Annotated in this window: 18 protein-coding genes, 1 pseudogene and 1 riboswitch; of the genes and pseudogenes, 10 read left to right on the plus strand and 9 right to left on the minus strand. The window is 31.0% G+C overall.

Annotation, left to right across the window (positions count from 1 at the left end; translation table 11 throughout):
• Positions 1-29 precede the first annotated feature (29 nt).
• Positions 30-2573 (minus strand): hypothetical protein, encoded by a 2544-nt coding sequence (locus CAMP18497_RS02190; RefSeq protein WP_337212331.1) that lies wholly within the window; start codon positions 2571-2573, stop codon positions 30-32.
• A gap of 162 nt (positions 2574-2735) precedes the next feature.
• On the opposite strand from CAMP18497_RS02190, the gene groES reads away from it, so the two are divergent.
• From groES to CAMP18497_RS02205, 3 genes are all read left to right on the plus strand, one after another.
• Entirely contained in the window at positions 2736-2996 is a 261-nt protein-coding gene (gene groES / locus CAMP18497_RS02195) for a co-chaperone GroES (protein ID WP_257941733.1), read from the plus strand.
• A 12-nt stretch (positions 2997-3008) separates the two neighbouring features.
• Positions 3009-4646 (plus strand): chaperonin GroEL, encoded by a 1638-nt coding sequence (gene groL / locus CAMP18497_RS02200; protein ID WP_039628524.1) that lies wholly within the window; start codon positions 3009-3011, stop codon positions 4644-4646.
• A 120-nt stretch (positions 4647-4766) separates the two neighbouring features.
• Positions 4767-5336, plus strand: coding sequence for an NUDIX domain-containing protein (locus CAMP18497_RS02205; protein WP_337212332.1), 570 nt, complete (start codon positions 4767-4769; stop codon positions 5334-5336).
• Between the two features lie 10 nt (positions 5337-5346).
• On the opposite strand, the gene CAMP18497_RS08310 is transcribed toward CAMP18497_RS02205, so the two are convergent.
• From CAMP18497_RS08310 to rpmB, 5 genes and pseudogenes are all read right to left on the minus strand, one after another.
• Complete coding sequence (locus CAMP18497_RS08310) at positions 5347-5811, minus strand: CZB domain-containing protein (RefSeq protein ID WP_442867766.1); 465 nt, start codon at positions 5809-5811, stop codon at positions 5347-5349.
• A pseudogene (locus CAMP18497_RS08315) lies at positions 5794-6081 on the minus strand (methyl-accepting chemotaxis protein); the annotation flags it as partial. The pseudogene CAMP18497_RS08315 and the gene CAMP18497_RS08310, both read right to left, overlap by 18 nt.
• Before the next feature lie 429 nt (positions 6082-6510).
• Entirely contained in the window at positions 6511-6726 is a 216-nt protein-coding gene (locus tag CAMP18497_RS02215) for a YdcH family protein (protein ID WP_012661736.1), read from the minus strand.
• 47 nt (positions 6727-6773) lie between these two features.
• A complete protein-coding gene (locus tag CAMP18497_RS02220; protein WP_337212334.1) occupies positions 6774-7901 on the minus strand; it encodes a potassium channel family protein in 1128 nt (375 codons plus the stop codon).
• Positions 7902-7926: 25 nt separating this feature from the next.
• On the minus strand, positions 7927-8121 hold the full coding sequence (gene rpmB, locus CAMP18497_RS02225) for a 50S ribosomal protein L28 (protein WP_012661734.1): 195 nt from the start codon (positions 8119-8121) through the stop codon (positions 7927-7929).
• A 143-nt stretch (positions 8122-8264) separates the two neighbouring features.
• Here rpmB and rpe point away from each other — a divergent pair, with 143 nt between their 5' ends.
• The 3 genes from rpe to thiC all read left to right on the plus strand — a co-directional run bounded on the left by rpe (position 8265) and on the right by thiC (position 11153).
• Positions 8265-8912 (plus strand): ribulose-phosphate 3-epimerase, encoded by a 648-nt coding sequence (gene rpe, locus CAMP18497_RS02230; protein WP_337212335.1) that lies wholly within the window; start codon positions 8265-8267, stop codon positions 8910-8912.
• Complete coding sequence (locus CAMP18497_RS02235) at positions 8909-9673, plus strand: 3'-5' exonuclease (RefSeq protein ID WP_337212336.1); 765 nt, start codon at positions 8909-8911, stop codon at positions 9671-9673. Before rpe ends, CAMP18497_RS02235 begins: the two co-directional genes overlap by 4 nt.
• Positions 9674-9705: 32 nt before the next feature.
• Positions 9706-9809: riboswitch (TPP riboswitch) on the plus strand.
• A 45-nt stretch (positions 9810-9854) separates the two neighbouring features.
• On the plus strand, positions 9855-11153 hold the full coding sequence (gene thiC, locus CAMP18497_RS02240; protein ID WP_337212337.1) for a phosphomethylpyrimidine synthase ThiC: 1299 nt from the start codon (positions 9855-9857) through the stop codon (positions 11151-11153).
• 27 nt (positions 11154-11180) lie between these two features.
• Here thiC and CAMP18497_RS02245 read toward each other — a convergent pair whose 3' ends face one another.
• The gene (locus CAMP18497_RS02245) at positions 11181-12998 is read right to left on the minus strand and encodes an ammonia-forming cytochrome c nitrite reductase subunit c552 (RefSeq protein WP_337212338.1); all 1818 of its coding nucleotides are present in this window, start codon (positions 12996-12998) and stop codon (positions 11181-11183) included.
• A gap of 16 nt (positions 12999-13014) precedes the next feature.
• Entirely contained in the window at positions 13015-13509 is a 495-nt protein-coding gene (gene nrfH / locus CAMP18497_RS02250; protein ID WP_039618639.1) for a cytochrome c nitrite reductase small subunit, read from the minus strand.
• Positions 13510-13736: 227 nt separating this feature from the next.
• Between nrfH and CAMP18497_RS02255 the strand changes: the two genes are divergently transcribed.
• Positions 13737-15830, plus strand: a complete 2094-nt coding sequence (locus CAMP18497_RS02255; protein WP_337212339.1) for an RNA degradosome polyphosphate kinase — start codon at positions 13737-13739, stop codon at positions 15828-15830.
• A gap of 20 nt (positions 15831-15850) precedes the next feature.
• Here CAMP18497_RS02255 and rpoD read toward each other — a convergent pair whose 3' ends face one another.
• Positions 15851-17728 (minus strand): RNA polymerase sigma factor RpoD, encoded by a 1878-nt coding sequence (rpoD, locus tag CAMP18497_RS02260; protein WP_263677227.1) that lies wholly within the window; start codon positions 17726-17728, stop codon positions 15851-15853.
• A gap of 134 nt (positions 17729-17862) precedes the next feature.
• On the opposite strand from rpoD, the gene CAMP18497_RS02265 reads away from it, so the two are divergent.
• The 3 genes from CAMP18497_RS02265 to napA all read left to right on the plus strand — a co-directional run bounded on the left by CAMP18497_RS02265 (position 17863) and on the right by napA (position 22433).
• Complete coding sequence (locus CAMP18497_RS02265) at positions 17863-18675, plus strand: flagellar hook-basal body protein (protein ID WP_039618632.1); 813 nt, start codon at positions 17863-17865, stop codon at positions 18673-18675.
• 17 nt (positions 18676-18692) lie between these two features.
• Positions 18693-19487 carry a flagellar basal-body rod protein FlgG gene (gene flgG, locus CAMP18497_RS02270; RefSeq protein WP_039626513.1) on the plus strand — a complete coding sequence of 265 codons (795 nt, stop codon included), beginning with the start codon at positions 18693-18695 and terminating at the stop codon, positions 19485-19487.
• Between the two features lie 171 nt (positions 19488-19658).
• Positions 19659-22433, plus strand: a complete 2775-nt coding sequence (napA, locus tag CAMP18497_RS02275) for a periplasmic nitrate reductase subunit alpha (RefSeq protein WP_263677231.1) — start codon at positions 19659-19661, stop codon at positions 22431-22433.
• Position 22434: the final 1 nt, after the last annotated feature.

Raw genomic sequence — 22434 nt, forward strand, 5'->3', positions numbered from 1 at the left:
AAATCTAGCCTTTTTTAAGGCTAGATGTATTAGAAGAGTTTATTAAAGATTTTATCTATTGCTTGATCTACTTTTTTACCCGTATTTTTAGCGCCATCACTAGCATTTCCGCCTATTGTATTAACAATAGAATTTACCACACTTTTTGTATCAAGACTTACTTTAGGATCTTGTGTTGTTCCTTTTATAATGCCTTTGAAATTTGCTCTATCAATAATGATATTAAAAGGAATGTTTAATTTAGTACTTTTTGTATCAACTTTGCCTTTGCTGATGTTTATATTGCTTCTATCGGCCACTAGGTTTAAATTTAAATCTATAAGATTTTTATTGATATTTATTTTAGCTTCACCGTTGCGATATACATCTTGCGTGATATCTTTTTGTAAAAGTAGCATTAAAGCACTTGTGATGAGGTTTTTCTTAAGTTGTCCATCGGCTAAGTTCATTAGCACCACACCACTTTCTTTTAAAAGATCGTAGTTAATACTTAAATTTGATTTTGCCTGATAATAATCAGGTAAATCTAAACTTTGAGCTAAATTTGAAAGATCAGTATTTTGCATTTTAGCATTAAAAATATTATTTTTTAAAGTTGCATTTAATGAGCCGTTAAATATATTTTTACTATTAATGCTTGCATCTATTAAAGCGTTTTTAAAATCAAATTTTCCTTCAAAATCAGCCTTGCCTTTTAAGTTTCTATCGACTAAAAACCCTAGTTTAGAAAAATCTTGCAATGATATATTATAAGTACTTGCTAGAGCTATTTGATTAAGATCAAATTTTCCTTTTAATGAATTAATATTCGCAAATGAACTTAGAGCTTTAGCGTTAAAATCAATGATTGATTTAGAAATTTTTCCATCAAGATTGATTTTTGCTGAAGTATTCTTTGGAAATTTTTTATCCAAAAGCTTGGATAATTCTACTTCATTAAAAGAAGAATTGATAGTGGCTTTAAAATCACCATTAATATTGTTAAAATCAAGTGTTTTTAAATCAATATCAGCATTTATATCACCAAATGCTAAAACTTTTTGTCCTATTAAAGGAAAAAGTTGTTCTAATTTTATATTATCAACTTTCGCTTGCAAACTTTTTCCATTAGATTTCGCATTGATAAGTCCTTGCATGATTTTAATATTTGCATCAAGATTTTGAATTTGATTTGCCTTAAGATCAACTTTGGCATCTAAATTTAAAGGTCCATTGAGATCTTGTTTGGTTAAAGGTTTTAATTTGTTAAGATTATCTATAAAAGCACTAATTTGTGCTTTTAAATCTTTATTTGTAAGATTATATGAGCCTTTTAGCTGAGGTATTTTTGCTATGTTTGAATCAAGCAAAGCTTCATAATCAATCAAAGAATTTTTCGCATTTGCTTTAGCTTGTAGATTAAAAGTTGTTTTTGGAAAATCAAGATTGCTTAGTTTTTTAAATTCTACAACATTTATATTTGCATTGTTTAGCCTAGTATTTAGATTGAAATTTTTAAAATCAAGTCCTTGCGCTTTTAAATCTAAAATTAATTTAGAATTAATAAAAGCAGGCATAGAGATAGTCTTTAAAAGCTCTGCTACTTCTATATTGGTTGTGTTGATGTTAAGATTATTATTTTCTAAAATAGCTTTTAAGTTACCACCAAATCCCAGCAAGTTAGCATCTAATTTTTGTAATTGATTGTTTGCAAAAAGTAAATTGCCTTGAATTTGACTTTTGCCTTGGAGTTTCATTTTAGCTAAAGATGAAAATTGATTAAAATCATCTATTTTGATGTCAAAATCACTAGTTAAGCTTTGTTTTGTTATATCATAAATACTTTTTTGTGTATAAAGTTTAAAAAAATTGCTTAAAATTTCACTTTTAGAAATAACTTCATTGCTTTGGATTAAAGATCTTATTTCACCCTTTATATAGCTTTGTTTTGGTAAGCTTAGATTAAAATCTTTTTCAATGAGAGTATTATTGATAGAACTTGTATAAAAATTAATCAAAGCATTGCCATTTGGTTTTAAATCTTTAGCTTGTATATCACTTATAATACTAATTTTTCCTTGAGCATATCTTGGTAGATTAGTAAAATCTAAAATTTGAGCTAAATCTATATTTTTGCCAATAAATTCAAGATTTATAGGAGAAAAATCAACGATTTTTGCATCTAAGCTAAGATTAGAATCAAACAAAAAGCCATTACCTTTTACTAAAAAATCGCTACTTTTACCTACAACATTACCCTTAAATGTAAAATCTTTATCGCTTTTTAAACCAAGTTCTTGAATATAATTTTGTTTAAGTCCTAAAAGATAATTTAAATCAAATCCTAGTCTTAAAGGTGATATACCACCTTCTATATTAGCAAAAAATTTATCATCAATATTTGCTTTAATGTCAAGTTGTGAAAAACTAATTTTAAAATTTTCAAATTTAACATTCATACCGCTTTTTTGAGCAATAATCGTTTCGATTCTTGGCTTTAAAAAAGCATTACCCATGCTTGTAAATAATAATGTATATATAGCTAATAATGCCACGCACACTACACCTAAAAGAACGTAGAGAATTTTTTTCATAAGAAACCTTTATAATGATATATCATATAAATTTAGTGTAATAGACTAAACTTATATGATATATTTTACTTAATTTATTGACAATTAACTTTCTTTAATGTATAATTCTATCACTCAAAAACAAAGAGTGCTAAAAATGGCACATTTTAGAAAGGATAAAAAATGAATTTTCAACCTCTAGGAAAGCGTATTTTAGTAAAACGCTTAGAAGAAATGAAAACTACTGCTTCTGGGATTATTATACCAGATAATGCTAAAGAAAAACCACTAAATGGTGAAGTTGTTGCAGTGAGTAAAGAAATAGAAGATGTTAAAGTAAATGATAAAGTAATGTTTGCAAAATATGGCGGAACTGAAATAAAACTTGACAATGAAGAGTATTTAGTTCTTAATGTTGAAGATGTTTTAGGGATTATTAAATAAAAAGGATAAAAAATGGCAAAAGAAATATTTTTTTCAGACGAAGCAAGAAATAAACTTTATGAAGGTGTTAAAAAACTTAATGATGCAGTAAAAGTTACTATGGGGCCACGTGGTCGTAATGTATTAATCCAAAAAAGTTTTGGTGCTCCTACTATCACAAAAGATGGTGTGAGTGTGGCTAAAGAAGTAGAATTAAAAGATTCTTTAGAAAATATGGGTGCTTCTTTAGTTAGAGAAGTAGCTAGTAAAACAGCTGATCAAGCAGGCGATGGAACAACAACAGCAACAGTTTTAGCGCATGCTATTTTTAAAGAAGGTTTGAGAAATATCACAGCAGGTGCAAATCCTATTGAAGTTAAAAGAGGTATGGATAAAGCTTGCGAAGCTATAGTTGCTGAACTTAAAAAACTTTCTCGTGAAGTTAAAGATAAAAAAGAAATAGCTCAAGTTGCGACAATTTCTGCAAATTCAGATGATAAAATCGGAAATTTAATCGCTGATGCTATGGAAAAAGTTGGAAAAGATGGTGTTATCACTGTTGAAGAAGCAAAATCAATCAATGATGAATTAAATGTAGTTGAAGGTATGCAATTTGATAGAGGATATTTAAGCCCATATTTCATTACAAATACTGAAAAAATGACAGCTGAATTACAAAATCCATTTATTTTGTTATTTGATAAAAAAATTGCCAACTTAAAAGATTTATTACCAATTTTAGAACAAATTCAAAAAACAGGAAAACCACTTTTAATTATAGCTGAAGACATTGAAGGTGAGGCTTTAGCAACTTTAGTTGTAAATAAATTAAGAGGTGTTTTAAATATTTCAGCAGTTAAAGCTCCTGGTTTTGGTGATAGAAGAAAAGCTATGCTTGAAGATATTGCTATTTTAACAGGTGGTGAAGTGATTTCTGAAGAGCTTGGAAGAACTTTAGAAAGTGCTAGTATCCAAGATTTAGGTCAAGCTTCAAGTGTGATCATTGATAAAGATAATACAACTATTGTAAATGGAGCAGGTGAAAAAGCAAATATTGATGCAAGAATTAACCAAATCAAAGCTCAAATTGCTGAAACAAGCTCAGATTATGATAGAGAAAAATTACAAGAAAGACTTGCTAAATTAAGTGGTGGGGTTGCAGTGATTAAAGTTGGTGCTGCTACAGAAACTGAAATGAAAGAGAAAAAAGATAGAGTTGATGATGCATTAAGTGCCACAAAAGCTGCTGTTGAAGAAGGTATAGTAATAGGTGGTGGCGCTGCATTAATCAAAGCAAAATCAAAAATCAACTTGAATTTAGAAGGCGATGAGGCTATTGGTGCAGCTATTGTAGAAAGAGCATTAAGAGCACCTTTAAGACAAATTGCTGAAAATGCTGGATTTGATGCTGGTGTAGTTGTAAATACAGTAGAAAATAGTAAAGAAGAAAATACCGGTTTTGATGCTGCAAAAGGTGAGTATGTAAATATGCTTGAAAGCGGTATTATTGATCCTGTTAAAGTAGAAAGAGTAGCTTTACTTAATGCAGTTTCAGTAGCTAGCATGCTTTTAACAACTGAAGCTACAATTAGTGAAATCAAAGAAGATAAACCTGCTATGCCTGATATGAGTGGCATGGGCGGTATGGGAGGCATGGGTGGTATGATGTAATACATCTTTTTCTACTTCTTTTTAGAGTTGCTTTTTATAGCAACTCTTTTTAAATTCTTTTATATTTTTTCATACTCGTTTTATTTTGTTATAATAGATGTAAAATTACAAGGATTTTACATGAAAAATTTACAAGAAGAGCAATTTTCTAACTCAAAATATATTAAACCCAAAAGATATACTTATATAGGCAAAGATAATAAAAAATATACTTGGGATTTTATAGAAGCATTAGATAGTGTTTCTGTTTTTTTATATCATACCCAAAAAGATTCTTTTGTTTTTGTAAAGCAATTTCGAATTCCTTTATGGGATTATCAAAAACGTAATAATTTAAAATTAGAAAAAATGGGCTTTAGTATAGAGCTTTGCTCAGGACTTGTTGATAAAAATTTGAGTTTAGATGAAATAGCTAAAGAAGAATGTATTGAAGAACTAGGTTATGCTCCTAAACTTGTAGAAAAAATAGGGGAATTTTATACAGGTTTTGGTTCAGGTGTAAGCAGACAGTTTTTATTCTATGCTGAAATTAATGAAGATGATAAAATGGGCCATGGTGGTGGAATTGATGGAGAGGATATTCAAGCAGTATGGATAAAAAGAAAAGACTTTGAGCAATTTTCTAAAGAAAATCCTATCAAAACTCCTTTGCTTGAATATGCGTATTTATGGTTTAAAGGTAAGAATTAATCTTACCTTCTTACTTTTTTTCTTCTTTATTTTCAATGTTTGGATCTTTTTCATCAAGCATTTCTTTAAAGATATTAAATAAATCTTCTGAGGCTTTTTCAGCATTAGAGCATTTGTCTAAAATTTGATTTTGTACTAGTTTGTTGCTTGTATCTTCTTCATGAGCTAAAGTAATAGCATGATTTATATTTTCATGCACTTTTTGATGTGGTAAATTTAACTTACCAAAAGCTCTTCCGCTAGAAAATCTTTCTTTGCCAACTCCTGCGATCCATTTTGCAAGTCTGCAACTTAAATGATCAGATAATGTTTTACCTGAAGCATGAATGATTTCATTATAACCATTGAGTTTAAAAGCAACGTGATCTAGCTTAGCTAAAGAAACAAAAATTTCAGAAGCAATACGTTTAGCATGAGAGCTAGTTGAGTTTGCATTCGAAATAAGTTGAGTGAATTTACTAGAAAATTGTACTATATGTTCGTTTGATTCTAATGATACTTTTTCTACTTGTTCGCTTTGCCCATACATTTCATCTGCATTTTGTTTAAGTAGATTAATGTTTAATTCTACTTCTGATGTTGCTTTTTGTGTTTTTTCGGCAAGTTTTCTTACTTCATCTGCAACTACAGCAAAACCTCTACCATGCTCTCCTGCACGCGCAGCTTCAATAGCAGCGTTGAGTGCTAATAGGTTGGTTTGATCAGATACATCTTTGATTAAGTTAATAACATTAGTGATCTCATCAACACTGCGGTGTAAATTACCTGCTGTATCTCTTGAGCGATTAGCTGATTCAATAATGCTTTGAAGTGAAGATATAATAGAATGCGTGATAGAATTTAACTCTTGCATATCTTCTAAAGAAGAATCAGAATACTGAGAAATCATTTCCGCTTTATTAACATTTTCTTGCATGTCGCTTTGAACATTTGAAATACCTTTTAAAACGCCGTTTAATAGCATTTCTAAAAGATGGGTTTCAAGTTCAGCTTTCCCACAATCTCCTTGTAGTTGTTTTTCATAATTCTCAATTAGTTCTTGCTTTTCCAAAAGAAGTTTTTTATTTTCTTCTTCTAATGCTTTGATTTTATTTTGCAATTCTTCAAAGTCTTGTTTTGACTGACTTTTTTTCCCAAACATGTTTTATCCTTAAAGTAAAAATTTTACAGAGAATTATTTTTTGTAATTTGATAAGTAAGTATTTAATTCATCCTTTAATCTTAATTTTTCTTTTTTTAGATTAGCTATTTCTAAGCTATCTAAATGAATTCTACCTTCTTCTGCGTCTTTGATTTTATGATCAAGTTCATTATGCTCTTCAAATAGTTTATCAAAGTGCATATCCTTACCTTTTAACTCAGTGATTAGATCTCTAAATTCGTGTAGCATATTAGCCTCCTTTTTTAAATTAGTATTTGATTATAGCTTAAAATAAGTTAAATATATTTTAACTCATCAGGTTTTTGTTTATTTTTGATAATCTTTTTAGCTATTTTTATACTATCTGCTGTGCCTACGATTAATAATTTTGCTCCAGTACCTATTAAAGTGTCACCTCTTGGCATAGGTGTGAATTTTTTGTTTTCCAAAATTCCTACTATGCTTACATTTGCCATATCTCTTAAATGGATTTCTTTTAATCTTTTAAATCTTACCCATGAGTCATCAGGAATTTTAACTTCTTCTAAATCAATAGGGCTATTTTTTTTATAAAGATAGTTTTCTAATAAATTTTCCATATCTGGTCTTGCTGACATAGCACTAAGTCTTTGTGCGACTAATTTTGTAGCAGAAACTATAGAATTAGCTCCAAGTTTTTTGAGTTTTTCTGTCTCATCTTCATTGCTTGAGCTAGCTTGTATAAAATAAGGATTAATTCTTTGTAATTCTTTTTCAAATAATCTTACTGAGGCAATGATAGCAATATTATCTGCTATGTTATCACTAAGGGTGATTACGCCTTTTGCGCTAGAAAGATTGGTTTTTAAAAAGGCTGTATTGGTGTGAGGTGCGCTTTCTATATAATAAGGATAATTATATTTTTCAGCAATCTCACTAAAATTTTCAACTTCATCAACTACAACAAAAGGAATATGATTTTCTCTAAATTGCTGTGCTAATTCTATGGTAAAATCATTATGGTAACATATTACAAAATGATTTTTTAATCTTGCAACTTTATGAAGCATTCTTCTTTCCTTGATAATCTTAGACAAAACACCTTTTTTGACTATTTCTATTACCAAACCCATACAAAAAGTAAATATTGTAAAAGTCAATAATACATATACAACAGTAAAAATTCTACCTGCTGTTGGTATGGGATTTACTTCAGTATAACCTAAAGTGGTAAAAGTCATACCAGCTTGATAAATAGCATCGTTAAGGTTATAATTGCTTGTGAGCATATAACCAAAAGCCCCAATTAATGTCATCATTACAACAGCAATAAGAGGAATTCTTAAAAATCTAAGTTGCTCGTAAAGCTCGTCATTGAGATTAATTGAAGGTTTTGGAGAGGGAGACCAATTGAGGAATTTTTGTAGCTTTTTCAAAAAAGACATAACAATTCCTCGTTTACATTAAGGATTATTTGCTACTTTGTTTTTTAAGTGTTCTTAAGGTTGAAGCAGCTACTCTAACTTTTCTAGTAGTTCCATCTTCTAAAGTGATACGAACTGTTCTTAAATTTGGCAAAAAGCGTCTTTTAGTTTTATTGTTAGCGTGGCTAACATTGTTACCTACCATAGGTCCTTTTCCTGTAATTTGGCAAATTCTTGACATAAATTTTTCCTTATGAAATAAAAATAATTTTTAGCATTATATCTAAAGCAAGCTTAAAAAAATCAAATATTGTCAAAAATACATAAAGAAAATTTGATAATAAGTATGATAAAATTATTTTTTAATATTATTGGAGATATAAAATGTATGTAGCGCCAAGTTTATTGTCTGCAAATTTTTTAAATTTAGAAAATGAGATTAAAGAAGTGTCTCAAGCAGGAGCTGATTTGTTGCATATTGATGTGATGGATGGACATTTTGTGCCAAATCTTACTTTTGGTCCTTGTGTGGTTGAAAATATTTCAAAAATTACTTCAGTGCCTCTAGATGTGCATTTAATGGTGCATAATGTTAGTAGTTTTGTAGATTTATTTATCCCAGTTAAACCAAAATTTATTAGCTTTCACTTAGAAGCTGAAAATCATCCTATTAGGGTATGTGAGTATATAAGAAAAAATGGTATTCATCCGGCCATTGTTTTAAATCCACATACCCCAGTTTCAAGTATAGAGCATATTTTAGAATTTGTAGATATGGTGCTTTTCATGAGTGTTAATCCAGGCTTTGGTGGGCAAAGTTTTTTACCTTTGGTATATGATAAAATTCGACAGTTGAGAGAAATGATAGATAAAAAAAATCTTAAAGTTTTTATAGAAGTAGATGGTGGGGTAAATGGTTTAAATGCGCCTGATTTAGATGAAGCAGGAGCTGATATTTTAGTCGCAGGTAATTATATCTTTTCCTCGCAAGATAAAAAAACAGCAATCAATTCTTTAAAGCTTGAATTTTGAGCCAACAACAAATCGATGATTTAATCATCAAGCTGAGTAAAGAAAATAAACCTTTTCCTTGGGTTTTAAAAGAGCTTGCAAAAATAGAAGAATTAAACCACTATGAATTTGATTTATATATTTTTGAGCTTTTAGGGTTAGGGGTAGAGCTTAATGCGCAAAATTGCTTGTGCTTAAAAAGTAAAAATACAAAAATAAAAGATGAGATTTTTTGTGTTGTGGATATTGAAAGTACCGGCGGGATAAAAAGTGGTCAAATTTTAGAAATAGGTGCGGTGAAAATTCAAAACTATAAAGAAATTGATAGATTTGAGAGTTTTATAAAAGTAGAAAGTATACCTGAAAATATTACAGAATTAACAGGGATTAGTTTGGATATGGTAGAAAATGCACCTTCTTTAAAAACTGTGCTAAATGATTTTAAATTGTTTTTAAAAGATAGTATTTTTGTAGCACACAATGTGCGTTTTGATTATCATTTTATATCTAAAGCTATGTATGAAAATGATTTTGGAGTGCTTTTAAATAGAAGATTATGTACAATTGATTTAGCTAAAAAGTGTATTGAAAGTCCAAAATACGGCCTTGATGCTCTAAAAGAGTTTTTGTGTATTGAAAGTAAGCATCATAGAGCCTTAAGTGATGCTTTGGCTGCAAGTGAAATTTTAAAATACTGTCTTAAAAAAATTCCTTTTTATATAAAAACTACCGAAGAATTGTTACATTTTAGCAAGCAAGCTAAAAATCAAATAAAAAAATAAATTCTGTTTTGTATTTATTGCTATACTTGCTTTGCATAAATGACGGGAGCTTGTGATACAGGCTGAGAGTAAGCTAAAAGCTTAGACCGCACCAGAACTAGGTAATGCTAGCGTTGGGATAATTTATCAACTACTCACATACCCTTCATTTATCCAAATTTTATTTTAAGGATAAATTTAAATGAAAACTCAAATGTCTTATGCAAAAGAAGGAATTTTCACAAAACAAATGCAAATTGTTGCACAAAAAGAGCAAGTAAGTGAAGATTTTTTGCTTGAAAACATAGCATGTGGAAAAATTATCATTCCTGCAAATATCAATCACAAAACATTAGATCCAAATGGTATTGGCTATGGACTTAAAACAAAAGTAAATGTTAATTTAGGTGTTTCAAATGATTGTGTAGATTATAGTGAAGAAATGAAAAAGGTAGAGTTAGCTCATAAATTTAATATAGAAGCTATTATGGATCTTAGCAATTATGGTAAAACTAGTCGTTTTAGAGATGAGCTAATTGTTACTTCAAAAGCTATGATAGGTACTGTACCTGTTTATGATGCGGTTGGATTTTTAGAAAAAGATTTAAAAGATATTAAGGCAAAAGATTTTTTAGATGTAGTGTATCATCATGCCAAAAGCGGAGTGGATTTTATGACAATTCATGCAGGGATAAATTCTCGTGCTGCTAGGGTTTTTAAAGAGTGTGATAGGATTACTAATATAGTTTCAAGAGGGGGTTCAGTTCTTTATGCTTGGATGCAAATGAATGATGCTGAAAATCCATTCTATGAATATTATGATGATTTGCTTGCTATATGTAAGGAATTTGATGTGACACTTTCTTTGGGCGATGCGCTAAGACCTGGTTGTGCCCATGATGCAAGTGATACAGCTCAAATTGCTGAACTTATAGAACTTTCATTACTAACCAAAAGAGCATGGGCTCAAGATGTGCAAGTGATGATAGAAGGACCTGGTCATATGGCTATTAATGAAATAGAAGCTAATATGCAACTTGAAAAAAGAATTTGCAACGGCGCACCTTTTTATGTCTTAGGACCATTAGTTACTGATATAGGTGCAGGATATGATCATATAAGTGGGGCAATCGGTGGAGCAGTTGCAGCAGCAGCTGGTGCTGATATACTTTGCTATGTAACTCCTGCTGAGCATTTAAGACTTCCAAATTTAGAAGATGTAAGAGATGGTATAGTAGCGACTAAAATAGCAGCTCACGCAGGAGATATAGCTAAACTTCCTAAAGAAAGAAAAATAGATGATGCGATGAGTAAAGCTAGACAAGATATCGATTGGGAAAAAATGTTTAAATTAGCAATCGATGGAGAAAAGGCTAAGAAAATGTTTAATGAAAGAAAACCTGATGAGCTTAATTCTTGCTCAATGTGTGGAAAAATGTGTGCTATGAATACTATGAATAAAATTTTAAAAGGTGAGGATGTAAGTTTGATAAAAGAATAAACCCTCGATTATGAGGGTTTATTTTGATTAATCTATCACTTTATAATTATAAGGTTTTAGATTTTTATCATCTTCAAGAAGTTTTGCTGGTGGATTACCATTTACTTCTTGATGTTTATAGTAGCGATCTCCTGCTTTGTTGCCATTTAGATCTACTTTATAGTGAATTTCGCCTGGATTTAATTTTTGAATATCTTCAAAACCTAAATTTGAAGTTTTGAAATCTTTAATGCCATTTTTGGCTGCAATTTCTACTAATTTAGTTTGTCCTTGTCTTGACATATCAACTGATTGTAAAAGCATTCTTGAAGCTTCTCTAGGATTGTGGAATCCTGTTGAGTTTTCAGCACCTACAAAGTCTGCTCTTACTTGAGATTTTCTATGTAGTTCTAATACTTCTTTTAATTCAGCTGAAATTTTAGCATCATCTGCTTTGCCATTGGTTTGGAATTTAGGCATTTTTCCAAGCTCTACACGAATAGTTTCTACATCTTTAATCAAGCTTACTAAAGAATATTCAGCTGTTCTTAAATCATGAGCTACTGAATTTTGAATATCTTTTACTTGTTTAGCTAAATAGCCTTCGCTTTGAGTATGGCAAGTTTTACAAGCTGAGTTGATATCAACTAAAGGTGATGTGATGTTGTGGTTAGTAACTTTCTTTGCACCTTTTCTAATGTAAGGCATATGGCAATCTGCACAACTTACTCCATTTGCAGCATGTACACCGCCACTATAAAGTTCGCTTTCTGGGTGTTGAATTTTTAGCATAGGCGCTTTGGTGATTTTATGAACCCAATCACTTGGGAAATTTTCTCTATTTTTTTCATAATAATCATCAAACATTTCTATTCTAAATGGCTCACCTTTTTTCCACTCACTCCAAGGAAATGCTAATTCTATACCATCAACTTCGATTTCAACCGGCTTATTACCATCTCTCCAAGAATCAAACTCATCATAAGTTTTCTGAGTACCATTCCACCATTTTTTAGAACTATCATTAGCTATACTTTCTCCGATAGTTTTTACTTTGGTGCCTGTTGGTTTGAAGTAGTATTCAACGTGACATTGAGAGCATACTAAAGTTCTCATTTCACTTCTTGAAGCTTTAATGCCTTGTTTTTCATCTGCTTCATAACCTCTTGAAATTAATGCTTTGATTAAAGCTGGTCTTGTAAGTCTTAAACTCATATCTGTTGGATTATGGCAATCTGCGCATGTTACACCCATTCTTTTTCCGCCATGAGGTCCACTGTGCTCAGGTGAGTTTTCTTTAGCTCCATTTACAGCTGGGATAGTTTTAACCATAGTCCAATATTTTGCAGAGTTAAATGCTACCCAATCACCTTTTGCAGTGTTGTTTAAAAGCCAAGGGGTCCATCCGCTATGACAATTCATACAAGCTGTTGGTTGGCCACCAAATCCTGTAAAACCGTGTGCGTTCAAGAAATCTTTATTGTTTCTAGCTGTATCCATTTGATCTACTTGAACCCAAAAGTGACCTCTTTCTTCATTAGCATCAATACTAAATGGATAGCCAGCCCAAAGAACAGTTAATTGTGGATAGCGAATTAGTTTTGAATAAGCTAAATTTCCACCAAATTCTGTTGCATTAGGTGCTTGTTTTTCCACTGCTGTATGCATGTCTAAATAATCAGGAAAATTCTTTCCCCAGTAGTCAAGAGTAGGATTTTCATCGCCGAGTTTTACGATTTCTTGAGAAATGATCCCACCTACTGAATCGTTTGTTTTGGCTGTGATATCTTGATTTAACCACAATACGCCTGCAATAGCTACTATAGTAGCACTAATAGCACTATATAAAATGCCTTTGTTATTCATTAAATACTCCTTTCATTTAAAATCCTCTCTTATGGCCAACACCTTGATGACAAGACACACAACTTAAAGCATTATCTTTATGTGGATCTAGAGTAGGGTTGATAGTGTTACTCGCAATTTCTTTGTGACATTCTATACAGTTATTTTGGACTATTTCTTTACTTTTTGCATTTGCACTTAAATGCGTAGGCAAAGAATCAAGTTTGAAAGTAAATGCATAAGCATGTCCTAAGCCACTTTGAGCTTTAGCAATCCATTTTTCAAAAAAGCTATGTGGTAAATGGCAATCATTACAGGTTGCTCTTGGTTTACCATCAACTTCTTTAGAGTGTGAAGCTTTTAAATAATCATTATAAACCTCGTTCATAATGTGACAATTATTACAGCTTTCACTGGCATCACTAAAATAAGAAGTGCCTTTAGCATTATGGAAAGTATACATTCCCACGCCTGCTAAAATTACAAGTAAGAAGAGGAAAACAGCAAAAAGTTTTGAGTTTGCTTTTTTCAAAGTCTCTCCTTTGAATGAAGTTTAAGTTACAAGAACTTAAGTGCAATTATATTACACTATAAAACCTAAAAAGTAAATATAAGTTTATTAATCATTTATTATTTTTTTAATAAGAGAAAAAAAGTATTATTTTTTTATATAATTTTATTTACTATTATAAAAATAAAATAAATTTTAATAAAAGAAATACTAAAATATTAAATACTAGAAAATAAGGTAGGTGTATTATGCAAATTCAACCATCAATGTATATTAATAGAGAACTTTCTTGGCTTGCATTTAACTCCCGTGTTTTGGATCAATGCTCTAAAGATCTTCCTTTGCTTGAAAAACTTAAATTTATTGCTATATACTGTACAAATTTAGATGAGTTTTATATGATAAGAGTAGCTGGATTAAAACAACTTTTTATAGCAGGAATAAGCACAGCAAGTAATGATGAAATGACCCCACTTGCGCAGCTTAAAGCCATTAGAAATTATTTGCATGAAGAAAAATATGTAGTAGAGCAGTATTTTACTAAAATTACTCAAGATTTAGAAAAAGAAAATTTATTTATTCGCTCTTATGAAGAACTTGATGAGGATTTAAAACAGCAATGTAACGAGCATTTTTTTTCTAATATTTTTCCTGTGATAGTACCTATTGCGGTTGATGCAACTCATCCTTTTCCGCATTTAAACAATCTTTCATTTTCTTTGGCGGTAAAGCTTTGTGATCCTATGCATCCTGAGCTTTTAAAATTTGGCATGATACGCATACCTAGAGTTTTACCAAGATTTTATCAAGTAAGTTCGAATATTTATGTGCCTATAGAAAGTATAGTGCGTCATCATACGGAGCATATTTTTCCTGGCTATAAGCTTTTATCATCTGCTGCTTTTAGAGTAACTAGAAATGCAGATATGGAGATAGAAGAAGAAGAGGCTGATGATTTTATGTTGATTTTGGAGCAGGGTTTAAAGCTTCGTAGAAAAGGTGCTTTTATACGCTTACAAATAGAAAAAGGCGCAGATGAGCAGTTGATTGAGTTTTTAAGTTCTCATATGAATATTTTTCATAAAGATATTTACGAATACAGCATACTTTTGAATTTACCATCATTATGGCAAATCATTTCTAATAAAGAATTTACACATTTATTAAACCCTGTATATACACCAAAGATTTTACCACCTTTTGGAGATAATGTATCTATTTTTAGCGCAATTGATAAACAAGATATATTGGCTATACAGCCTTATGAGAGTTTTGAGCCTGTGTATCAATTTATCAAAGAAGCAAGTAAGGATCCTAAGGTTGTTTCTATAAGAATGACTCTTTATAGGGTGGAAAAAAATTCAAACATAGTCCAAGCTTTAATTGATGCAGCAAGTGATGGTAAACAAGTTACTGTAATGGTAGAGTTAAAAGCACGCTTTGATGAGGAAAATAACTTGCACTGGGCAAAATCATTAGAAAATGCAGGAGCTCATGTAATATATGGAATTACAGGTTTTAAAGTGCATGCAAAAGTGGCTCAAGTGATTAGAAAAGAAGGGGAGAAATTAAAAATTTATAATCATTTAAGTACGGGTAATTATAATGCAAGTTCGGCTAAAATTTATACCGATGTGAGTTATTTTACTTCCAAAGAAGAATACTCTCAAGATACTACAACTTTTTTTCATATACTTTCAGGATATAGCAAAAGCCGTCGTTTAAAGACTTTATCAATGAGTCCAAAGCAAATCAAAGAAAGAATTTTAGATATGATAGCTACTGAAGCAAATCATGGAAAAGATGGAGTAATCATAGCTAAAATGAATGCTTTAGTAGATGGTGATGTGATTAAGACTTTATATGAAGCTTCAAATAAAGGTGTTAAAATAGATCTTATTGTACGTGGAATTTGCTGTTTAAGACCTGGAGTAAAAGGATATAGTGAAAATATAAAAGTTAGGAGTATAGTGGGAAAATATTTAGAGCATGCTAGAATTTTATATTTTAAACACACTGAGCCAAATTATTTTATTTCAAGTGCTGATTGGATGCCAAGAAATTTAGAAAGAAGACTAGAATTAATGACTCCTATTTTTGATGAGCATTCGCGTGCAAAACTAGCTCAAATTTTAAAATTACAATTAAGCGACAATGATTTGGCTTATGAGTTAGATAGCGAAGGAAGATATCGCAAGGTTGCTTTAAATGAAGCAGAAAAAGTTAATAATTCTCAGCAAATCTTAGAAGAATACATTAGTAGAATTTTTAATACCTTAAAAAAAGATACTGATCATAGTAGAGCAGCGCATTTAGCAACGAAGCTTTTTAGAGATAGCTAATCCTTGCTTTTTAGCAAGGATTATTTCCAACCTTCTATATAATTTTTAAGTTTTCTACCAACTTTTGGATGTTTGAGTTTTTTTATAGCTGAGCTTTCTATTTGTCTTACTCTTTCTCTTGTGACATTTAATTCTTTACCGATTTCTTCTAAGGTTCTATCACTTTCATCATCCATTAAACCAAAACGCATTCTAATAACAGCTTTTTCTCTATCATTAAGCTGATCTAAAACTTCATCAATTTGTTCTTTTAAATCATCTTTTAAGATATGATCCATAGGTGAAATTGAGGTTCTATCTTCTACAAAGTCTCCAAATTTACCATCATCTTCATTGCTAATAGGTGCTTCTAGAGAAATTGGTTCTTTAGTGATTTTAATCACTTGTTTTACTTTATCTACGCTAAGTCCTACTTCTTTAGCAATAATACTTACATCCGGTTCTTTACCTTCTTTTTGTAAATATTCACGAATGATTTTATTGATTTGATTAATAGTTTCTATCATATGAATAGGAATTCTAATCGTTCTTGCTTGATCGGCAATTGCTCTTGAGATGGCTTGTCTAATCCACCAAGTTGCATAGGTTGAAAATTTATAACCGCGTTTATATTCAAATTTATCTACCGCTTTCATTAAGCCTATATTGCCCTCTTGGATCAAATCTAAAAATGGTAATCCACGATTGGTATATCTTTTGGCAATGCTTACAACCAAGCGTAAATTTGATTTTGCCATTCTAGTTTTAGCCTCATCTGAGATTTTTTTACCGCGTTTGATTTGCTCTAAAATTTCTTTTAGTTGATCTTTTTCTAAATCAAAAGAATTTTGACTAGCCTCTTTGGTTTGAATGAGTTTTTTTATCTCCATATAAGTGCTTACCATGGTAGTTTCTAGTGCGCGTTCAGCGATTTCTTCTTTGCTAAGTTTGGTAATATCTTTTAAGATATCTTGGTGTCTTTGTTTTAATTCTTCTGAAAACATTGGCAAACGATATTCTAAGCGTTTTAATTCTTTGTCAAATTCTTCATCGCTTTTTAAAGCTGTTTCCATGGATTTTACGATTTCAGAGATAAGTTTTGAAGTTGGACCTAGATCCATCAGTTTTTCTTTTAATATATTTTTCTTAAAAGCAATTATGAGTTTATCTAATAATTCATCATCGTTTTTTTCTGCATTAATAGTAGATATGGTTTTTAACCATTCTTTTTTTGCCTTTTCTAATGCTTTAAAACTTTCTATAACTTTTAAGGTTCTTTCGTCTTCTTTTTTACTTGTTTTTTTAGGTTTTTTTTCGCTTGAGCTTTCATTTTCCTCGTTTTCATTTTCTTCTTCAGAGTCTATTTCATCATCACTCTTATCATCATCACTCTTATCATCATCTTCAAAGCTTTTAAAAAGCTCTTTTACTCTTCTTTCTCTATTAATCAAAGGTTCTTTGTAATCAAGTATAAAATCAATCAAATAAGGCACAGAACAAAAAGCATCAATGATAATGTCTTCACCTAATTCAATTTTTTTAGAAATTTCAACTTCTTCATCTTTATTTAAAAGAGCAATTTGTCCCATTTCTCTTAAATACATTCTCACAGGCGAGTCTGATCTGCTCCATTCTAATAAATCATTTTCATTGGCTAAATCAAATTCATTTTCCAAACTTGTATCTTGTAATTTTTGTTTTTCTTCTTGTAGTTTTTTTGCTTCTTCTAAATTTCTTTTTTTAGCAATTTCTGCTGAAGAAATTAATTCTACTTTGTATTTATCCATTAAATCACGGATTTTTTTTGCGCTTGTTGCATTTGGAAGCTTTGCAAAATACTTGACAAGTTTTTCATATGTGATATAATCTTTAGAATTTTCTTTGAAAAGTTCTTCTAAAACATTGGTTTCATTAGCCATGGATACCCCTTGTATTTAAGTAATGAGTGTAAAACTAAATATTATGCCTAAAGATTAATTAAAAACAAATAAAAACATTTTGGAACAACTTTTGCTTCGTTAGTGAAAAATTAAGATTTTAGTTAGGAAAAACAATGCAAAATGGGTATTATCAAGCCACCGGTGCTATGGTTACGCAGTTTAATCGCTTAGATGTTGTAACTAACAATCTAGCAAATGTAAATACAAGTGGCTATAAAAGAGATAATGTTGTTATTGCAGATTTTAAAAGGATTTTTAAAGAAACTCAAGATGAGTTACCTATACAAAATCACACAAGAGATGCTGCAAGATTTGTAAATACAACTATAGATAGAGTTCCACAAGTTAATCACGTCTATACAAATTTTAGCGTAGGTTCTATGAAAATGACACATAATCCTTTAGATTTAGCTCTTACTCGTGAGGATACTTTTTATTTAATTAAAACAAACAATGGCGAGGTAAGATTAAGTCAAGATGGAAATTTCCAGCTTGATGATGAGGGATATTTGGTAAATCGTCAAGGATATAGAGTTTTAAGCAGTGATTATTTTAATAATCCTGAAAATGATGGCATACGCATAGGGGATTCTACTTCTTTTATTAATGTGGATAAAAATGGAATCATTAGTGCATCTAATCAAGATATAGCAAGATTATTCGTCGCACAAGTTGATGATTTAAGAGATTTACAAAAAGATGGCGATAATATGTATAAAATCGATAATTTAAACAAAATTAGAGATTTGCCAAATTCAAATGCCATAAAGCAGGGTTTTACTCAAGGATCTAATGTTAATCCAGTTACAGAAATGGTAGGATTAATCGAAGCAAATAGAATGGTTGAGATGTACCAAAAAGTTATGACATCTCATATGGATGATTTAAATCAAGAAGCTATTAACAAATTAGCAAGTACTAAATAAAACTAAGGATAGATAAAATGTTAAGATCATTATATACAGCAGCATCAGGGATGGTATCACAACAAACACAAATTGATGTAACTTCAAATAATATTTCAAATGTTAATACAGTAGGTTATAAAAAATCGCGTGCAGAATTTGCAGATTTGATGTATCAAACGATGAAATACGCAGGTACTTCAACCTCAAGCACCACAAAACACCCAAGTGGTATAGAAGTGGGTCTTGGCTCAAGAGTGACAGCTGTGAGTAAAATTTTTAGTGAAGGTAGTTTAAAGCAAACTTCAACTTCAGGTCTTGATATGGCAATTGCTGGTAATAATGGCTTTTTTCAAATTCAAATGCCTGATGGAACTATAGCTTATACTAGAAATGGTCAATTTACTAAAGATGCTGAAGGAAATATAGTAAATTCAGATGGTTATAGACTTTTGCCGGAAATGACTATACCTGAAGATGCTACAGCTATTAACGTAGCAAGTGATGGAACAGTTTCTGTTATGCAACCAGGAAATACAGCAGAAACTCAAATAGGTCAAATTGAACTTGTTAATTTTATTAATCCCGCAGGTTTACATGCTTTAGGGGATAATCTTTTAGTAGAAACTGATGCAAGTGGAGCGCCTATTGCAGGTATAGCAGGTGAGAATGGATTTTCTGTTATCAAACATGGCTTTGTGGAACTTAGTAATGTTCAGCTTGTAGAAGAAATGACTGATCTTATTACAGGACAAAGAGCTTATGAAGCTGGCTCAAAGGCAATCACTACAAGTGATGATATGCTTGGAATTGTAAATCAATTAAAACGCTAGAATTAACTAGCGTTTTATAATATGCAAAAAATATTAAAAAAAATACTAAAAAACTCCTATTTATAAATACTTATAAAATATTCTTTTTATAATTTAAATTTAAACTAATCATAGTAATATTATATTTATGTATTCTTTATATACATAAATAAAACAATAACGAGGGATATAATGAACAGAAGAGACTTCATTAAAAATACCGCTATTGCTAGTGCTTGTGGTGTTGCGGGTCTTAGTGTTCCAAGTAGTGTGCTTGCAAATACTGAGAATAAATGGCGTTGGGATAAGGCTGTTTGTAGATTTTGTGGTACAGGCTGTGGAATTTTAGTTGCAAGTTTAGATGGCAAAATTGTTGCTGTAAAAGGAGATCCAGCAGCTCCGGTAAATCGTGGGTTAAATTGTATTAAAGGTTATTTTAATGCAAAAATTATGTATGGAGAAGATCGCTTAGTAACACCTTTACTTCGTGTAAATGCAAAAGGTGAGTTTGATAAAAAAGGAAAATTCCAACAAGTTTCTTGGCAAAGAGCTTTTGATGAAATGGAAAAACAATTCAAAAAAGCCTATAAAGAAAAAGGTGCTGAGGGAATTGGAATTTTTGCAAGCGGTCAATATACTATACAAGAAGGATATGCTGCTGCAAAATTAGTAAAAGCTGGTTTTAGATCAAATAATATAGACCCAAATGCACGTCATTGTATGGCTAGTGCTGTTGTTGGTTTTATGCAAACTTTTGGGGTTGATGAGCCTTCTGGTTGTTATGATGATATAGAGCTTACTGATACTATTATTACTTGGGGTGCAAATATGGCAGAAATGCATCCGATTTTATGGTCAAGGGTGAGTGATAGAAAATTAAGCAATTTAGATAAAGTTAAAATCGTAAATTTATCTACTTTTTCTAATAGAACCTCTCATATAGCAGATACTGAAATCATTTTCAAACCAAATACCGATTTAGCCATTTGGAATTATATAGCAAGGGAAATTGTTTATAATCATCCTGAAGCTATGGATAAAGAATTTATTGAAAAACATTGTATTTTTACAACAGGTTATGCTGATATTGGTTATGGAATGAGAAATAATCCAAACCATCCTAAATTTAAAGCAAGTGAAAAAGATACCGTAGCAAAACAAAATGCTATTATTGTAGATGAAGAAGAAGCAGTATCTTTGGCTTATTTGGGGGTAAAAGCAGGCGATAAATTTGAAATGAAACACCAAAGTGCTCCTGATGCGCATTGGGAAATTTCATTTGAAGATTTCAAAAAAGCTTTAGAGCCTTATACGCTTGATTATGTTGCTAAAGTTGCTAAGGGTAATGAAGATGAAAGTATAGAAGAATTTAAGAAAAAACTTCAAGAATTAGCAAATTTATATATAGAAAAAAATAGAAAAGTTGTAAGTTTTTGGACTATGGGCTTTAATCAACACACAAGAGGTACTTGGGTAAATGAGCAAGCTTATATGGTGCATTTTTTACTTGGTAAACAAGCCAAGCCAGGTAATGGTGCTTTTTCATTAACAGGACAGCCAAGTGCTTGTGGAACTGCAAGAGAGGTAGGGACTTTTTCACACCGTTTGCCTGCTGATATGGTGGTTGCAAATCCTAAACACAGAGAAATTAGTGAAAAAATTTGGAAAGTTCCTGCAAAAACAATCAATCCTAAACCAGGCGCTCCATACTTAAAAATCATGAGGGATTTAGAAGATGGAAATATCAAATTTGCTTGGGTGCAAGTAAATAATCCTTGGCAAAATACGGCTAATGCAAATCACTGGATAGCAGCAGCTAGAGAAATGGATAATTTTATCGTTGTGAGTGATTGTTACCCAGGAATTAGTGCTAAGGTGGCAGATTTAATTTTACCAAGTGCTATGATTTATGAAAAATGGGGTGCTTATGGTAATGCTGAAAGAAGAACTCAACACTGGAAACAACAAGTATTGCCTGTAGGTGAAGCTATGAGCGATACTTGGCAAATCATGGAATTTTCAAAACGCTTTAAGTTAAAAGAAGTTTGGGGTGAAACTAAGGTAAATGATAAACTTACTCTGCCAAGTGTTTTAGAAGAAGCTAAAGCTATGGGTTATAGCGAAGATGATACTTTATATGATGTATTATTTGCTAATAAAGAAGCAAAATCTTTTAAAGCTAAAGATAATATTGCAAAAGGATTTGATAATTCTGAAGTATTTGGCGATGAGAGAAAAGTTGTAGGTAGTGATGGTAAAGAATTTAATGGATATGGATTTTTTGTACAAAAATATCTATGGGAAGAATACCGCAAATTTGGCTTGGGTCATGGACATGATTTAGCTGATTTTGATACTTATCATAAAGTAAGGGGCTTAAGATGGCCTGTAGTAAATGGTAAAGAAACTCAATGGAGATTTAATACTAAATTTGATTATTATGCTAAAAAAGCTGCTCCAAATTCAGACTTTGCGTTTTATGGTGATTTTGCTAAAGAATTGCCAAAAGGAGATTTACTAGCTCCACAAACTAAAGAAAAATATAGTTTAAAAAACAAAGTGAAAATTTTCTTTAGACCATTTATGAAAGCACCTGAAAGACCAAGCAAAGAATATCCATTCTGGTTATGTACTGGTAGGGTTTTAGAGCATTGGCATAGTGGAACTATGACTATGAGGGTTCCTGAGCTTTTCCGTGCAGTACCTGAAGCACTTTGTTATATGAATGAAGATGATGCTAAGGCGATGAAAATCAATCAAGGCGACATCGTATGGGTAGAATCACGCCGTGGTAAAGTAAAAGCTAGAGTAGATTTTCGTGGTAGAAATAAACCTTCTAAAGGCCTTGTGTATGTGCCTTGGTTTGATGAGAATGTGTATATAAATAAAGTTACACTAGATGCAACTTGTCCATTGTCTAATCAAACAGATTTCAAAAAATGTGCCGTAAAAATTACTAAAGCATAAA

The organism is Campylobacter sp. W0066.1, assembly GCF_024723635.1.
Classification (GTDB): Bacteria; Campylobacterota; Campylobacteria; order Campylobacterales; family Campylobacteraceae; genus Campylobacter_D; species Campylobacter_D lari_C.

Excerpts from the sequence above, each read along its gene's own strand:
- napA (WP_263677231.1), top strand. The coding sequence starts at position 19,659 with ATGAACAGAAGAGACTTCATTAAAAATACCGCTATTGCTAGTGCTTGT.
- CAMP18497_RS02255 (WP_337212339.1), top strand. The coding sequence starts at position 13,737 with ATGCAAATTCAACCATCAATGTATATTAATAGAGAACTTTCTTGGCTT.
- CAMP18497_RS02205 (WP_337212332.1), top strand. The coding sequence starts at position 4,767 with ATGAAAAATTTACAAGAAGAGCAATTTTCTAACTCAAAATATATTAAA.
- CAMP18497_RS02190 (WP_337212331.1), bottom strand. The coding sequence starts at position 2,573 with ATGAAAAAAATTCTCTACGTTCTTTTAGGTGTAGTGTGCGTGGCATTA.
- groL (WP_039628524.1), top strand. The coding sequence starts at position 3,009 with ATGGCAAAAGAAATATTTTTTTCAGACGAAGCAAGAAATAAACTTTAT.
- CAMP18497_RS02265 (WP_039618632.1), top strand. The coding sequence starts at position 17,863 with ATGCAAAATGGGTATTATCAAGCCACCGGTGCTATGGTTACGCAGTTT.
- rpe (WP_337212335.1), top strand. The coding sequence starts at position 8,265 with ATGTATGTAGCGCCAAGTTTATTGTCTGCAAATTTTTTAAATTTAGAA.
- CAMP18497_RS02245 (WP_337212338.1), bottom strand. The coding sequence starts at position 12,998 with ATGAATAACAAAGGCATTTTATATAGTGCTATTAGTGCTACTATAGTA.
- CAMP18497_RS02215 (WP_012661736.1), bottom strand. The coding sequence starts at position 6,726 with ATGCTACACGAATTTAGAGATCTAATCACTGAGTTAAAAGGTAAGGAT.
- thiC (WP_337212337.1), top strand. The coding sequence starts at position 9,855 with ATGAAAACTCAAATGTCTTATGCAAAAGAAGGAATTTTCACAAAACAA.
- flgG (WP_039626513.1), top strand. The coding sequence starts at position 18,693 with ATGTTAAGATCATTATATACAGCAGCATCAGGGATGGTATCACAACAA.
- CAMP18497_RS02220 (WP_337212334.1), bottom strand. The coding sequence starts at position 7,901 with ATGTCTTTTTTGAAAAAGCTACAAAAATTCCTCAATTGGTCTCCCTCT.
- groES (WP_257941733.1), top strand. The coding sequence starts at position 2,736 with ATGAATTTTCAACCTCTAGGAAAGCGTATTTTAGTAAAACGCTTAGAA.
- rpmB (WP_012661734.1), bottom strand. The coding sequence starts at position 8,121 with ATGTCAAGAATTTGCCAAATTACAGGAAAAGGACCTATGGTAGGTAAC.
- rpoD (WP_263677227.1), bottom strand. The coding sequence starts at position 17,728 with ATGGCTAATGAAACCAATGTTTTAGAAGAACTTTTCAAAGAAAATTCT.